Source organism: Alteromonas gracilis (assembly GCF_036870955.2).
GTDB classification, from domain to species: Bacteria; Pseudomonadota; Gammaproteobacteria; order Enterobacterales; family Alteromonadaceae; genus Alteromonas; species Alteromonas gracilis_A.
Genome location: NZ_CP145482.2, coordinates 164119 through 179906 on the forward strand (window position 1 = coordinate 164119; position 15788 = coordinate 179906).

The following is a 15788-nucleotide window of genomic DNA, read 5'->3' on the forward strand; positions in this document are numbered from 1 at the left end:
AAATTTGGGAACTATACTGTTATGAAGGAACAGGAGAGCAAGTTCAATGCAAGCAATAACCAATTTATCGCGCTTCATTTGCAGTATGATACTGCTACTATCAGCCACAGTGACTGCAGAAAGCTCGCGACCACTTTCTGCTGAGGCTTCAGATCCTAAAGTCATGGGATGGATGCAGGGCTATCCGTTGGCAGATGAAAAACGCATTGAGCAACCTGATAGTAACTATTTCAGTTTCCCCAAATTGCGTTGGTCAGTGTGTCACTTGAGAGAGTTTTTACCTACCCGCGAAATCAGCCGAGGTGTTGGTAATTCTATTCCCCTTCAATATCTTCCCGATATGCAGTTCTCAAAAATACGTGACCAAATAGACGCACTGACCTTTACGCCACTTAATAGTGAAAACGCGATGACGTGGGAGCAGTCACTTTATGAAAACTATACTGACGGTATGCTCGTTATCCACAAAGGGCGCGTGGTGTACGAACGCTATTTCGGGTGCTTAGATGAACGTGGTCAACATGCTGCAATGTCGATGACAAAGTCAGTTACGGGGCTTATTGCTGAAATACTTATTGCGAAAGGCGTGTTGAACGAAGACGCATTGGTAAAAACACTGGTACCGGAAATTGGTGACAGTGCGTTCGCTAATGCCACTGTCAGAGAAGTGATGAACATGACTACGGGCGTCGCATTTTCAGAAAACTACGCTGATCCTAACGCAGACATTTGGCGGTATTCTAAAGCGGCGAGCCCGTTTCCTAGAACAAAAGAACAGACAGGGCCAAATGGTTATTGGGAGTACTTACAAACAGTTAAACCTGAAGGCGAACATGGCGCACTTTTTCACTACAAAACAATTAACTCGGATATGCTAGGTTGGATCATTAGCCAAGTGACACAGCAATCGGTGACAGCATTGGCAAGCGAATTGTTGTGGAGGCCAATGGGGGCAGAGCAAAGCGCCTACCAAACGGTTGATGCACGAGGCGTTGCTTTTGCTGGTGGCGGTATTTCTGCTGGTTTACGTGATATGGGCCGTCTCGGTTTACTCGTACTGAATGAAGGTGCTGTTAATGCTCGGCAAGTGTTCCCTCAACAGGTGGTGCAGAGCATAAAAGATGGCGGCGACAGAACCAAATTCACGAATGCATTTCCTACGCTTTCTGGTGCAAGTTACAAAAGCCAGTGGTGGGTTTTTCACAATGAACATAATGCTTTTGCTGCACGAGGCGTGCATGGACAGACCATTTATGTAGACCCTACGGCTGAGATGGTGCTGGTACGCTTTGCTTCTCACCCTCAAGCCAAAAATGGGTACATCGATCCTACGTCACTTCCTGCTTACCATGCACTTGCAAAATTTCTTTTAGCTTACGAGTATGGCGGCGAGTCTGAGTAGTGCGCAGCGGTGAAAGGTGCTTGTGTTAAAAGACGAAGCCTATGGCTAGGCCCGCGACTACCGCATCAGGGTGATCTTTGTGGTAATCGTAATGAAGTTGTGGTGAAAGCGTAATGCCTGAAAATTCAAATTCATACAGCAACCCTAAACGCGCTACTTCTATTTTATCACCACCGTGAAACTCCATGCCTGGACCGACTTGGGCAATGAAGTTGTTCGTTATATGCAAGTCGGCTACAAACAAATAGGTGTAGGCATCAATATCATCAAATGCGTATTCTGCCACAACGCCGAGGCCCAAAAAGTCGTTTACTCTGTATTCATAGTCAAAACCTAGCGTAAACGCACTCTCTTCGCTTTCGATAGAAGTAGTGGCCAATAAAACAGAAACATGATGCGGTGACGCGTGCCAATCATGAGGTGAGGTAGAGCCATATCCATATTGACTGCTCAAAAGACCAAAGGTAACGATAAGTATTAGGCGCTTTAGCATGGCAAAAATCACTTCTTCAAATATGCGTTCTTGTTTATATTTTTAACGCTAATGTAAGCGTAGGCGAAAAAGGTGAACTGTGCCTGTTCATTATTCTACAAACAATGTGGTTGTGCGCGAGGCTAGGGTTTCATTGGCGCAACAGAGCGCTAAAAATAGTGCTAAGTTAATAAGAATAATAGAAGCGCGATAAATAGTGATGAAAACCAAGAAAGGACATAAACATGGATGACTCAAATGCACAGAAGGTTTTTTTAGCTGCCTGTGAGGCTAAACTCATTGCACTATTTGAAGCGAGTAAAGCGGGTAAAAATGTAGACGCCGACAAGCATCGTGTGCAAGGCTTTATGCATGCTGGTGAAGTTCTAGGCTTATTAAGTAAAGCGGAGGGAAAACAGCTTATAGGGGAATTACATTTAAAAGTGTTTGGCGAAACGGTTGCGGTAAGAGCCGCGCGAAAAGACATGCTCAATACACTTAAAGAGGCTGACCCAGACGCCTATTTTGATATTCCTGCTATCAGCCGTAGATAATGCGAAATTCACTAAAAGGGGGCATGCCCCCTTTGCTAGTGATGCTGTTAGAATTGGTAGCGGGCATACAGACCGAATACTTCAGAGTCTGAATATTTGGTATATTCTGCACCCAGTGCTACCGAGTTCCATTTGTATTGCGCACCCAAGTTGTACGCTTTTTGGTCGCTACCCTCGTCCCAAAACTGCCACTCTAACCCTGCAAAAACCTCCCAGTTAGGGGTAATGTTGTGTCGAACGTTAGACTCTAACATGTAGTAGTTTGTGCCCGTAGACGCTGATTCTTCACTGTTGCTTAGCCCAAGTTCAATATCGCCATAGCCAGCCTGAAAATCTATAGCGGTAGATGGCGAAAAGCGGTGCACATAGCCCAAAGCCACTTCCCACTTGTCGACGTCAAAATCGAATCCGCTCGCATCGTCAGATGCGTCAAAATACATGGCTTCGACAAACACATTGTAACCCAACTCTTTGCTCGCCTTGAATTGAAATCCTTTGGCGTCAAACTCAGGGATGTCAGCGAAATCTGTTTGCACTGCCCCCAATTGAACATAGTCATAAGAGATTGGTGCTTGTTCTGCAGCAACCTCAGCACTCAAAAGTAATGGTGCAAAGGCAAAAGCAGTCGCTAGATATAAATTTTTCATCACATTTTCCGTATGTTGTTGAGAACGAGCGATAGAGTAATAAAATTAAAGTGAATATAAGGTGAACGAATTACAACATTGAACTACGCTTTTACTATCTTTCGTCTTTTGCTAATCGGTATGAAGGCGAGTAAGCGAAAAAAGTTCTCAATTGACACGTTCTATTTGCTAGAGGGATTTGGCTGTAGTTACAGCAGTAAGGCAAATCTATGTTGGCAGGTGTGCTTCAATATTTGATACGCATTTCGGCTTTAACAGTGATGTTAGCCATAAGCTCGTACGCACTTGCAAATTGTAATGTACAGCATTTAGAAGAGACAGCGAAAAGTCAGCCGTATTCTCTGGCGCAAGGCCTTCAGCGTATCGTCTTGGTATGTGATGTTGCCGATACCGCTATTTTTCATTTCACCCGAAACTACACGTCTTTTGCGCAGCTTTACACTGAAGATATGCAGCGCGTTAATGCGCTACAGGCGGCAAGAGTGAGCTTTGTACTACCGCCAGGTAAGCGTACCTATTTGCTAGATGTTAACGCGCAAGTGGTGCGACCTCTCGATTTCAAAGTCAGTTCATTAGACGAGTATCAGTCAATAACCTCAGTCCATACACTTACGCTCAGCTTGTTTATAGGGTTTTGTCTTGCCCTGACGGTTTACGTAGGAGTTCTTGGTAATAGCATAAGAAATAACGGCTTTTACTCGTATAGCTTTTATGTACTAAACGCAGCAATTTTCTTTCTGTTGCAAGAGGGCTTGATAAACATTATCTTGCCTAATGTCAGCGTTTTTAATAGCTATCAGCTGCATGTTTTCTTTGCTTAGGTGTCACGGTGTTTGCGGCGGTTAATTTCTTAGATCAGCTCCTTGATTTCAAAGTACTACTTCGCACTTGGATTCGCTTCATCATTATGGGGTTGGCTTACTTAGCACTGGTGTTGGCGTTTACTCAAATTGTTTTGTCGACACGTGAAGCAGATAAGGTAAACCAACTGTTAAGTCTCATTACCCTTGTCACCATGGTTTTCACTCTTTCTAGCTGTGTTTATGCCTGCGTAAGAAAGGTTCACTGCTCGTACTTAGTAATGAGTGGTATTGCTATCATGGTAACGGCAATGTCATTTAGGCTTATTCTGAGCGAGACATCGCCATTCTTACACCGTTATGGCCTGATCATTGGCATCACATTAGAGGCATTTATTTTTGCGCTAGCCACATCGAAAAAAGTAAGAAAACTTGATGATGATAGGCTTTCAGCATTCAAGCGGGCGTCTACCGACGCGTTGTGTTCTGTGCTCAATCGCACGGGGTGGGAAGGCGTGACAAGAAACTTGCTAGATACCTTTAACAAAGAAGGTGGGTTTTTAACGCTATCGTTTATTGATATTGATGATTTTAAAACGATTAACGATGCCTATGGGCATACAGCTGGAGATGAAGTTTTAAGAGTCGTCGCAAAAATTTTAAAAAGCCGGTGCAGGCAGCAAGATGCTGTAGGGCGTTTAGGCGGCGATGAGTTTGTCGTGATGAGTCACTGTTTCAGTAAAAAACAAGCGCAGCGACTTGCATCTAGAATTGAAGAAAGCTTGTTGCGGCGTGATATTCGAACCGCAAATTATTCTATTCTGATTACGGCAAGCGTCGGCTCGTATATTACCGGAGAAAAATGTGACAGTTTAGAGGGACTTCTCGATAAGGCTGATAAGCTGATGTATGTCGCCAAGGCTGAACATAAGAAAAGCCTTGTAAAAGAGGCGTTGCAGTAATGTAAGGTGCAGACTATTTACCTGCACCTTTGTATTACTACTTCACCCAGTTACAAGTTTATGTTGGCTCTAGTGCCTAAACCCGGTCCATAAACAATTGCGTTTAACAATAAGCGGTTAGTGCCTTTCGCTGCACCACGGAAATTGGGTTGGCCGGAGAACAAGATAATTTGACCTTTCCCGTGTCTCTCACGCGTTAAGTAGGCTGTATTGGCAACGCGCTGCTGGGCTTCGGGCCATAACAAACCACTCATTCTCACGTTAAGCGCTTTGTCTTCAGGTAGGGTAAACCAGCGCGATGCGCCTTTCTTATCATCCCCTTCTTTCTTAGAGCCAGAATCTACATACACACCTGCTCGCACAACTGCCTCACTTTCATCACCACTCATTAATAAAGGCTGACTGCTATATAGCAAAGGCAGTACGTCAGGTGTACCAGCGGTTAGCCAGTGTTTTTGGTCGGTGCGCCCAGCTACAATAGCGCCACTTGGCATAAAAATACTTAGCCATTTATCGCGTCGCTTTAGCTCTTCCTCACTTAACGCTTTAGGGAATGAATCCCAAGGGAAGCTAAAATCAGCGTCCAAGGTGTGAGACATTGCTGCTTGCCTCGCAACGTCCTCATTGACCGCCATGTATTCACGCATTAGTGCAATGTCATAATCCAATGCTTTATCAAAACTGTTTTCAATGGTTTTGACCTTTGCGATGCCTTCTTTGCTGGCAAGCGCTTGGCTGCTTTGCGCATGAGCGATAAGCGTACCGCCATTTTTCACCCATTCTTGCAAGGTAGACTGTACAGCTTTGCTTAGGCTTCCATAACTAGTAGGCAAAACAAGAACATTGTATCGACGTAGATCAGTGCGACTAAGTGCATTGATATCAAGCTGGCTGTGACGAATGCCTAAGTGTGTATCAATACTGTGCCAAGTGGCGCCAACGTCATAACTAGATACGCTGCCATGGCTAAGCAATGCAAGTTGAGGTCTGGTTAACAGGCCAAAGTGTTCACCGCCCCACTCAGGAAGTTCGCCTTCGCCAAAACCAGGTGCGAGTAGCAAATACACCAAGGTTTAGCTCGTTAGCCGTTTCTTGAATAATGCCTGCTAAATTTTGCTGACTAGGGTTGTCTGTAACAGTGACAGCAATAGATCCGCGATTAAAGCGAACACCTTCGTACTCTGACTCTTTATCTACAAACCGAACGTATACACCGCGCTCCATAAGGCGCGCAGCAAATGCTACAGAACGATCGTCAGCACCATCAACCATCCAAGCTATTGCGTTATCAAACCACTGGCTTTGCGGTGTTGTTGGTGAGTATGGGCTAACGCTGCGTGTTATATTTTCAGGTACAGTGACGCTTTCTAAGCCATACATCATGGTGAGGTTCCATGCTGTGGTGTCGTACATTAACGATGAACCGTCGCGCAGTGTTCTTTGGCGTTCTTCAAGCAAGACTGCGTCATTAACACCTGCGTCAAACTCCATAATGGCTGCAATTAGCGGCGCTTCAGGTTGGCGATTAGGTACAAGGATACTGCCTTTTGGAATAACAAAGTCTTTTTGCGTAATCCCTTGCTGAGTGACCGCTTTTTTGACTTTGATGTCTTTGTCTGCCACATATACATTTATATCTTGCGCCAGAAGCTTGTCGACAAGAGATTCGGTTCTGCCCACGTTATCATTGGCAAGGATGACATAGGTACGATCAGCAAATTTGCCTTTTGACGCAACATTGTTTTTTCTACCTTGCCAGTAATCTTGATACATAGCTTTGCTGTGTTTCGCCAAGGTTTCTAGGTTAGCAATAGTAGAGACAAATTGGTGGTGTACCGATTCAATGTAAGTCTGTACGGTGCCTTCAGGGCGGCGCACGCCGTCTTCTGCCATTCGAGATTGCTCATACAGAATATGCATAGTGCCGCGATATTCGGCATAGTTTGAATATCCTGGGTACCAGTTTTCGAACCATTCGCCGGTGTAATAGCGCCAGCCTTTTTCGTCAAAAGCAGCCGATTGGTCCTGCGCAAATGTAGTGGCCCATTTTTGCAGATTAGGGTCGATATTCTGATTTAACGGCTGGCGAGGTGGTCCCATCAAATAGGTGTCTTGACTGCCCATCTCGTGGCCGTCAATCATCAGCTGTGGTCGCCATTGGTTGATAAGTCGCACGCGCCCAACGGTTTCTGGTTGCGTAAGGTAGAAGAAATCGCGGTTCAAATCGAAGAAGTAATGATTGGTTCTGCCGTATGGCCAATCACCGCGATGTAACAAAGACTGGTCATCCACATTGGGCGCAGTGCCTCGGTACTGCTCAAGCGACTTGGCAAATCGTGCTCTCCCATCGGGATTCATCATAGGGTCTATCACCACCACCATATTATCAAGCAGCGCCGCAATTTCGTTGCTTTCGCTGGCGATGAGATGATAAATAGCAGTCAGTGCTGCGTCAGCCCCTGATGTTTCGTTGCCATGAATTGAATACGCCATCCAGGCTATTGCTGGCAAACGGTCAATAATGTCTTTGGCTGTCGCGTCTTTTGTTGAAAGTGGGTCGGCAAGCCTCTGAATATTTGCCTTGGTTTCATCAAGCGAAGCCAGTTGCTGAGGTGTTGAGATAAATACTGCTAATAGCGGACGACCTTCGTGGGTGCGCGCGTATTCTACAACTTGCAATCTATTTGATTGAGACGCCCACGTCATCACGGCATGATGAATTTGTTTTGGTGAAGCAACGCGAGAGCCTATAGGAAACCCAAGAAGGGTATCTGGGTGAGTGATTTGGTCATTGTAAGGGCCAGACAAAAGTTCGCCTGAGTAGACTAAATCTGGATCGTTAACGGGCTTCATTAACACGGCTGAATAAACGGGTAAAACCGTCATACTCAACAGCAATAAAAACCACTTTCTTATGGATAGCATGTGTGTTCCCTTGTTGTCTTTTAATTGATTTTTGTTTCTACTACAACAGTCTGCATAGTGTAGTGGATTTTTTGTACGGTCAATTAATCTGCGATGAAGCACGTGCTCCTAGCGACCTATAAGAAGGCACGTACAAAACACTATCGAAGCTGCTGCTTTGCAATGTGTTTTACCGCTTTTGTGAGGTCGCCCAAAGCAGCAGAATCTAGCGTTATCCAGTGCCAAAAAAGTGGGACACCGAGTTCTTTGTCGGGGAAGAGCGGAACGAGGCTGCCTTCTTCAACTTCTTGCGTAACTTGTAGTGTTGGCAGCAGTGCCCACACCACGCCATCTAGCGCCATTTTGACGAACCCGTGTGACGATGGATACCAATGGCAGGTGGTAAATGACGGCGCCATATTTAAGCACTCACGTTGGTAGTCGGTCAGCAAGGTAACATCGTACTCATCGTACAATAAGCCAGGTGTTTGCATGACTGCGTCGGCACTAATACCTTTAGAAAGATAGCGCTCAATAAAACACGGTGAGGCATAAAGCTGGTACTTCATGGTACCCAAGCGCAGTGATTGACCGCCTGTCACTGGTGTGCCCGTTTGGCTAATACACGCCATCACGCGGCCTTGCTGCAAGATATCGCGGGTTTGTGTTTGGTCAGCGTTAACAATATGCACGGGGTTTGCCCGTGTTTCACTGAATATTGCCAGAACCTGTGAAAACCAAGTTGCCAAAACGTCATTGTTAACGGCAACACTTAGCGGTGCTGCACTGGCCGTTAAACCACTTTGAATGTTCAACGCTTCTTCCAATACGCTCACTTTTTGTATGTGGGCAAGCAACTCGTTGCCCAAAGGCGTTGGGCGAAGGGGCTTGGTGCGCACCAAAACTGGTCCACCAACACTATGCTCTAAACGTTTAATCTTTTGGGACACCGCAGATTGAGTAAGACTCAACGCTTGGGCGCCTTTTTCAAAACCGCCATAACGCAAGACTTCATCAAAGCAACGCAGCGCGTCGTAATCTAGCATGCTCAAACACCTGTGAAAAAACCGTTATAATTATTAATTTTGTTAATCAAAAACAAATATCATTAATTTAATTTAGTTTCAAAAGCTGTATAAAATCAAGCCAATCTTAAAGATAAATGTCGTATTGGGTGTCTGAAAGACAAGGTATCTAATACAGGTGGCAAATGTATTTATTGTGAGGCTCAGGTTATGTTGGCGGCGGCAACAAGTGGTTTTGTAATGGGTGGAACGCTCATAATTGCGGTAGGGGCGCAAAACAGTTTTCTTATCGAACAATCGATGAAGCGACAATGGACAACCCTGTTTGTATTGTTGTTTATCTTAAGCGACGCCATTTCTATTAGCTTAGGTGCAATGGGCTTTGGATTGTTGCTACAAGAATACCCGACACTTGTGACTATTACTAAGTGGGCTGGTGTTGCCTTCTTACTTTGGATTGCCTACAACAAAATCAAGTCATCTATGGCTAACGATGCACTAGTGCTTGAGATGGCTAAAAAGCAGTTATCGTTTAAAAAGGCTATCTTAATTGCGCTTGCCGTTACTTGGTTAAACCCACATTTTTACCTTGATACCTTGCTGTTGATGGGTAATTTGGCCAGCCAATGGCAAGAAAATAAATGGTGGTTTGTGGGCGGCGCTATTGGTGCTTCTGTTGTGTGGTTCGTTGGTTTAAGTACGCTCACTGCTCGTTTTGCACATCATATGCAACGCCCCAATTTCTGGCGTTGGTTTAACCGCCTCAATGCGGCAGTACTCGGTATGGTTAGTCTTCAATTGGCGAGTTTATAACCGCGACGGTTAATCGTAGTGTCACAAAAAAGCCCGCATACATTGCGGGCTTTTGCATTTATACAGGGCGTTTTTTTAGTTGTAGCCCAATTGTTTGCGTAGCTCTGCCATAAAGGCGTTGATACGCTCAGCATTTTTACCTAGGTCGCTTTTTCCAACGCGCGACTTACTGCGAACGTCAACCAAGGTGTCGTCGTTTTTAGCGGTAAGGCGAATAACTACGTCGTCTTTAAAACCAAACCAGGTTGTCGTATCTGTTGCCTCTAGCGTATTAGGCAAGGCTCCTTGTGTTACACGCTCCCATCCTAGTGCATCGATGGCTTTTTCTGAGGCGGCAAACACGTTGTCTATCTCTTGAGGTAGCAGCTGAGTTTTTATTTCAGGGTAGGCTTCTAACTGCTGTTTAGTGACTTCACCACCTTCGTAGCTTACTGGGTTGGGTGCGCCTTCACGAAGTGGCGCAATAGCGACAAATTCAGGCGGATTGGTCACGTCAGTGGTAATGTCATGAATAGGTGGAACAGCTCCCGCTTTACTCATCATGCTCACAGGCATAGCAACGGCGATAATTGCAAGCAATGCATACACAAAGGTACTACCCCAGCTTACGTTTTTACGGTTTATTAGAACTTGTAGGATAATTAAAACGATGGCCGCGCCGCCGACATAAACACCAAAGCGCAATGACGTAAAGGCCGTGCTAAGGCTGACACCAGCGTACTGATAAAGTGGGCCAGGCAATACCACCATTAAGAAGCCAACGATGCTGGCCAGGGCAATTAGTACTTTCAAGTGAACTCCAAATTTTTTGTTGTAGTTTGGTGAGATGCTACTTTAACAGCCAAACGCGACTTTTGGTTTACTTTATCGTAAATATACCGTCTGTTGTTGATAGCTTAGCGTAGCGTAATTAAGATAACTTACCGAAGCGCCTTATGCGAATAACCTGGAGTAATGCCGTTGAATAACAGCAGCGAAGTCGTCGATGACTATGAGCTTAACGCCGACATGCTTGTTGATGCGCTCTCAACCATGCGGGATACCTTTGAAAAAGGAACTAGCGAGTTTGCATTAATCACCACGCTAAAACAGCCGCCGTTTCTTTTTTTCGATGACGATGCACTTCGCGACCCTCTTATGTTGTTTAGGACACATTTTGTCTTGTTCCATGCGCTGTATCGCTTAAAAGTTCTGTGGCGGGAAAGCGGGGTAGGTGAGCTGACTATACACACCCTGAATATAAAGCTTCTATCTCGGCAAGCTACGACATCAGACACATTACATGCATCAAACGAATTGCGTGAGCATGATGCTTTGGCTGCCTATTACTTGTCATGGTCTAACTTTCAGCAAACCGATGCGCAAGATGTTGAAGGGTTGCTTAATGACTTTTGGGAGAAAATGGTCAAGGGTGAAATCCTGTTTTTAACTGACGATGAGGTGAAAGACGCCCATAATACGCTTGAGATAACGCCAGATGAACATGCGCATATATCTCTTACAACACTGAAAAAGTGCTATAAAAAAGCCCTCCTCAAAGTGCATCCAGATAAAGGGGGAGTCAAGAGGGAGCGCAGAAAGTTATCCGTGCTTTTAAAGTATTAAAGCAACATTATTCCAGCTCAGCTGCCGCTACCGTCATTGACCGATAAGTTAAGCAAGTTCAGCTTCCTTTGCTTTAACTAGTGCGTTGAAGTGCGCACAATATAAACCAAACGCGGCATACTTCGTATACACGCCGCACGGCATCACACCATTATTTTTAAACAGTCTGCGAGTGTACGGGCAATTGCTCGGCAGACAACTCAGCGCATCACAAGCGCTTTGCTATAATTAATTTATTCTTGGGTAGGCGAGCAACAGGTTGTTCTTGCCCTTCTATGTTATTGGGAATTGGAAAGTCTATGAGACGCATAGTTTATGTTACTGCAGCATTGGTCACCTTGTTGGGTATGACTGCATGTTCAAATGAAGGCGAACAACAGCAAGGTGCTTCGCAAAGCATGCCAGCGCCAGCGGTATCTGTTGTTAAGTTGGCCAAGCAACCTGTAGTGCATGAAATGATTTTGCCTGGCCGCGTAAGTCCATCTCGACAGTCACAGGTTCGTCCGCAGGTAGATGGTGTAATTACCGAGCGTTTGTTTGAGGAAGGTGCACAAGTCGAAAAGGGGCAGCAGCTTTACCAAATTGACGAAGCGCGCTATTTAGCGCAGTTAAACAGCGCGAGAGCCGATTTGAAAAGCGCACAGGCAAACCTTAAAACCCTTGAAGCAAAAGCGAGACGCTATGACGACTTAGTCGCGCAAAATGCCGTCAGTAAGCAAGAGTATGACGATGTCATTGCCCAAAAAGAGCAGGCACAAGCGGCAATCAGCGTGGCAGAGGCCGCAGTCGATGTGGCCAAAGTGAATATGGGATACACCAAAGTTTATGCGCCAATCAGTGGTCGAATTAGTCGCTCTTTTGTGACAGAAGGTACTTTGGTTACAACTAACCAGTCGCAGCAACTTGCCACCATTACGCAACTTGATCCCGTTTATATCGATATGCAGGAGTCTGGCTCAGCAATTCTAACGCTTAGACAAGCGATGAGTAAGCTAGGTGCAATGGATGTAGAGTTGACTGTAGATGAAGCCACAGGCGAACGCTATGGGCAAACGGGCAGCGTTAAGTTTTCAGAAGTAACTGTAGATGAAACCACGGGCTCGGTTACGCTTCGCGCGGAAATGCCGAACCCTGATGGCGTTTTACTGCCAGGGCTTTTTGTCAAAGGCCATGTAATCACTGGTCGCGAAAACGCGCTTTTGGTTCCGCAACGAGCAACAACACGTCAGCCCGATGGTTCGCTGTCGGTTTATGTGGTGAATCAAAATAATGAAGTGGAAGGCCGTACACTGAACATAGGGAAGATCTATCGCGATAAGTACGTAGTGTTAGGCGGCGTTAATGAAGGAGAACGCGTCATTGTTACTGCAGCTATCAAAAAGTAAAACCGGGTGCAAAAGTTAACCCATCAGATTGGCAACCTTCATCACGCGGCTCTCGCTAGTCAGGCAAGGAATTACGTATTATGGCTCGCTTTTTTATAGACAGACCCGTGTTTGCATGGGTGCTGGCAATTATCACGATGATGGCTGGGATCCTTGCCATCTACACCTTGCCCATTGAGCAATACCCTAAAGTGGCTCCGCCCACGGTTAGCATTAGTGCTACCTATCCTGGGGCGTCAGCTGAAACGGTTGAAAACTCTGTCACGCAGGTTATTGAGCAGAACTTGTCGGGCATAGACAACCTGCGCTATTTCTCTGCAAGCAGTTCAAATAGCAGTATGTCGATAAACCTAACCTTTGAGCCTGGCACTGACCCAGACATTGCACAGGTGCAAACGCAGAACAAAGTGCAGGGCGCACTTCCTCTGCTACCTAATCAAGTGCAGCAGCAAGGGGTAACGGTAACTAAGTCAAACAGTGCGTTTGCGTTGGTTATTGGTTTTTACTCTGAAGATGATGCCATGACGCAGTATGACTTAAGTGACATGCTGATATCGCAATTCCGCGACCCCATTTCACGGGTTAATGGTGTAGGAAATGTAAGGGTATTTGGCGCGCAGCGTTCCATGCGTATTTGGTTAGATCCCGATAAGTTATACAGCTATAACCTAACACCAAATGATGTTCAGGCGGCGGTTCAAGTTCAAAATACCGACGTGTCTGCTGGTCAATTAGGCGGTATGCCAGCTATTGAAAATCAACAAATAAACGCAACGATTCAGGCGCAAAGTCGCCTACAAACAGTGGAAGACTTTGAAAGCATTGTTTTACGGGTGAATACAGACGGTTCGCAGGTGCGTGTGCGCGACGTGGCGCGCGTTGAGCTTGGCGCTGAAAGTTACGATGTTATTGTGCGCTATGACAGAAGTCCAGCATCAGGTATGGCGGTAAGCCTGGCCTCAGGTGCAAATGCGTTAGACACGATTGAGGCGGTAAAAGCACGGGTTGAAGAGCTAAGAGCAAATCTACCTGACAGTGTAAAAGTCGTTTACCCTTTAGACAGCTCGCCTTTTATTGAGCTATCTATAGAGTCGGTTGTACATACGCTTATTGAAGCAGTTGTATTGGTGTTTTTGGTAATGCTGCTGTTCTTGCAAAACTGGCGCGCGACACTAATTCCGACTATCGCCGTGCCGGTGGTGTTGTTGGGCACGTTTGCCGTGCTACTTGCTTTCGGGTTCAGTATTAACGTGCTCACCATGTTCGCCATGGTACTTGCCATCGGTCTGTTGGTAGATGATGCCATTGTCGTGGTAGAGAACGTTGAGCGTATTATGGAAGAAGAAGGGCTTTCTCCGGCTGAAGCAACAAAGAAATCAATGTCTCAAATCACGGGCGCGTTGGTTGGTATTGCGGCAGTACTGTCTACCGTGTTTATTCCGATGGCCTTTTTCAGCGGTTCAGCAGGCGCAATTTATCGTCAATTCTCTATTACCATTGTTTCAGCGATGGGGTTTTCAGTATTGGTCGCCATCGTACTGTCCCCCTCGCTATGCGCCACGTTATTGAAAAAGCACCCTGAAGATCACGACAAGAATAAAGGTTTTTTTGGGTGGTTTAATCGTACTTTTAATAAAGGGCGTGATGGCTACCAGCGCACCGCAAGCCATATGGCAGCGCGCGTAAAACGCTATTTTGTTGTTTATGGGCTGTTGGTTGGCGGCATGGTTGTCATTTTCAATCAGCTGCCTGGCGCTTTTTTACCTGATGAAGATCAGGGACGCATGATGGTATTGGTAAGCACACCACCTGGCGCAACGGCGGGCCGAACGCTTGAGTCACTCAAACAAGTTGAAAACTATATTCTGGATGAAGAAAAAGACGCCGTGAACGGGATGTTTGCGGTAGTCGGTTTTAGTTTCGCTGGCCAGGCACAAAATGCAGGAATGGCGTTTTTAAACTTTAATGATTGGGATGTTCGAGGAGAAAACGATTCGGCATTCGCTGTCGTTGGACGAGCCTTTGGTGCTTTTAGTCAAATACAGGATGCTTCTGCGTTTCCTATTGTTCCGCCGCCTATTATGGAGCTAGGTAATGCTACCGGCTTTGATATGCAACTGGTAGATCGCGCCGGTAACGGTCATGAAGCGCTAATGAATGCGCGTAATCAGCTCCTTGGCATGGCTGCACAAAACCCTAAGCTGGCCGGAGTAAGGCCCAATGGGCTGAGTGACGTTCCGCAATTCAAAATCAATATAGACAGTGAGAAAGCTTCTGCTCTTGGTCTTAACTTAAGCGAGATAAACAGTGCGCTTCAGATTGCGTGGGGGTCAAGTTACGTTAACGACTTTATTGATAAAGGGCGAATTAAACGAGTGTATATGCAGGCCGATGCGCCTCACCGAATGACGCCAGAAGACCTTGATAAGTGGTTTGTGCGTAACAGTGATGGTGAGATGGTCGCGTTTAGTACGTTTGCAACCACACAGTGGGTATATGGCTCTCCTAAACTTGAACGCTTTAATGGCGTATCGTCGGTTAATATTCAGGGCAGCCCGGCCGAAGGTATTTCTTCTGGCGAGGCTATGATGGAAATGCAAAAGCTTGTATCACAACTGCCACCTGGCTTTGCTATTGAATGGTCGGGTTTGTCTTTCGAAGAGCAGCAAGCTGGGTCTCAAGCGCCTATGCTCTACGCAATCTCTATTCTCGTGGTGTTCCTTTGCTTGGCTGCACTGTATGAAAGTTGGTCTGTACCATTTGCCGTTATGCTGGTGGTGCCATTGGGTATTTTAGGCTCTGTTACCGCGGCATTTATCTTTAATTTACCTAATGATGTCTATCTACAGGTGGCGTTTTTGACCACCGTAGGTCTTGCGGCTAAAAACGCGATCCTCATTGTGGAATTTGCAAAAGAGCAGTATGAAAACGGCGTAGATTTGACGACAGCTGTCGCCAACGCCGCCACACAGCGTTTTCGCCCTATCCTGATGACGTCAATGGCGTTTATTCTTGGGGTAACGCCTCTTGCACTAGCAAGCGGTGCTTAGGTGCTGCCAGTCAAAATGCCATTGGTATTGCGGTAATGGGAGGCATGTTTGCCGCGACTTTCTTAGCTATTTTCTTTGTACCTATGTTTTATGTACTTGTAGAAAAGTTGTTCCACAGTACAGAAAAGTAATAAGTCGCTGATAAGGTAGATATATACGACTAATCGCT

General features: G+C 45.8%; 12 protein-coding genes and 2 pseudogenes. 8 read left to right on the forward strand and 6 right to left on the reverse strand.

Translation table 11 applies throughout. From position 1 onward, the window contains the following. Positions 1-46 precede the first annotated feature (46 nt). Positions 47-1402 (forward strand): serine hydrolase domain-containing protein, encoded by a 1356-nt coding sequence (locus V6N89_RS00835; protein ID WP_338519742.1) that lies wholly within the window; start codon positions 47-49, stop codon positions 1400-1402. A gap of 25 nt (positions 1403-1427) precedes the next feature. Here V6N89_RS00835 and V6N89_RS00840 read toward each other — a convergent pair whose 3' ends face one another. Then, positions 1428-1895 (reverse strand): hypothetical protein, encoded by a 468-nt coding sequence (locus V6N89_RS00840; RefSeq protein ID WP_338519743.1) that lies wholly within the window; start codon positions 1893-1895, stop codon positions 1428-1430. 224 nt (positions 1896-2119) lie between these two features. Between V6N89_RS00840 and V6N89_RS00845 the strand changes: the two genes are divergently transcribed. After that, entirely contained in the window at positions 2120-2428 is a 309-nt protein-coding gene (locus tag V6N89_RS00845; protein ID WP_338519744.1) for a hypothetical protein, read from the forward strand. A gap of 47 nt (positions 2429-2475) precedes the next feature. Here V6N89_RS00845 and V6N89_RS00850 read toward each other — a convergent pair whose 3' ends face one another. Beyond that, positions 2476-3075 carry an outer membrane beta-barrel protein gene (locus V6N89_RS00850; RefSeq protein WP_338519745.1) on the reverse strand — a complete coding sequence of 200 codons (600 nt, stop codon included), beginning with the start codon at positions 3073-3075 and terminating at the stop codon, positions 2476-2478. Positions 3076-3284: 209 nt separating this feature from the next. On the opposite strand from V6N89_RS00850, the gene V6N89_RS00855 reads away from it, so the two are divergent. Then, positions 3285-3896, forward strand: a complete 612-nt coding sequence (locus V6N89_RS00855; RefSeq protein WP_338519746.1) for a hypothetical protein — start codon at positions 3285-3287, stop codon at positions 3894-3896. Between the two features lie 8 nt (positions 3897-3904). After that, positions 3905-4837 (forward strand): GGDEF domain-containing protein, encoded by a 933-nt coding sequence (locus V6N89_RS00860; RefSeq protein ID WP_346993284.1) that lies wholly within the window; start codon positions 3905-3907, stop codon positions 4835-4837. Between the two features lie 50 nt (positions 4838-4887). Here V6N89_RS00860 and V6N89_RS00865 read toward each other — a convergent pair whose 3' ends face one another. The 3 genes from V6N89_RS00865 to V6N89_RS00875 all read right to left on the reverse strand — a co-directional run bounded on the left by V6N89_RS00865 (position 4888) and on the right by V6N89_RS00875 (position 8787). After that, a complete protein-coding gene (locus V6N89_RS00865) occupies positions 4888-5907 on the reverse strand; it encodes a hypothetical protein (protein ID WP_346993285.1) in 1020 nt (339 codons plus the stop codon). Beyond that, positions 5858-7762 (reverse strand): M14 family zinc carboxypeptidase, encoded by a 1905-nt coding sequence (locus V6N89_RS00870; protein WP_346993286.1) that lies wholly within the window; start codon positions 7760-7762, stop codon positions 5858-5860. Before V6N89_RS00870 ends, V6N89_RS00865 begins: the two co-directional genes overlap by 50 nt. Positions 7763-7902: 140 nt before the next feature. Beyond that, on the reverse strand, positions 7903-8787 hold the full coding sequence (locus V6N89_RS00875; protein WP_338519750.1) for an ArgP/LysG family DNA-binding transcriptional regulator: 885 nt from the start codon (positions 8785-8787) through the stop codon (positions 7903-7905). A gap of 189 nt (positions 8788-8976) precedes the next feature. Between V6N89_RS00875 and V6N89_RS00880 the strand changes: the two genes are divergently transcribed. Next, the gene (locus V6N89_RS00880; protein ID WP_338519751.1) at positions 8977-9579 is read left to right on the forward strand and encodes a LysE/ArgO family amino acid transporter; all 603 of its coding nucleotides are present in this window, start codon (positions 8977-8979) and stop codon (positions 9577-9579) included. Positions 9580-9654: 75 nt separating this feature from the next. Here the strand turns inward: V6N89_RS00880 and V6N89_RS00885 are convergent, their stop codons facing one another. Next, entirely contained in the window at positions 9655-10371 is a 717-nt protein-coding gene (locus V6N89_RS00885; RefSeq protein ID WP_338519752.1) for a DUF1499 domain-containing protein, read from the reverse strand. 162 nt (positions 10372-10533) lie between these two features. Here V6N89_RS00885 and V6N89_RS00890 point away from each other — a divergent pair, with 162 nt between their 5' ends. The 3 genes and pseudogenes from V6N89_RS00890 to V6N89_RS00900 all read left to right on the forward strand — a co-directional run bounded on the left by V6N89_RS00890 (position 10534) and on the right by V6N89_RS00900 (position 15750). After that, positions 10534-11184 carry a DNA-J related domain-containing protein gene (locus tag V6N89_RS00890; RefSeq protein ID WP_346993287.1) on the forward strand — a complete coding sequence of 217 codons (651 nt, stop codon included), beginning with the start codon at positions 10534-10536 and terminating at the stop codon, positions 11182-11184. 299 nt (positions 11185-11483) lie between these two features. Continuing rightward, positions 11484-12628: pseudogene (locus V6N89_RS00895) on the forward strand (efflux RND transporter periplasmic adaptor subunit). Positions 12629-12649: 21 nt separating this feature from the next. Further along, a pseudogene (locus tag V6N89_RS00900) lies at positions 12650-15750 on the forward strand (efflux RND transporter permease subunit). Positions 15751-15788: the final 38 nt, after the last annotated feature.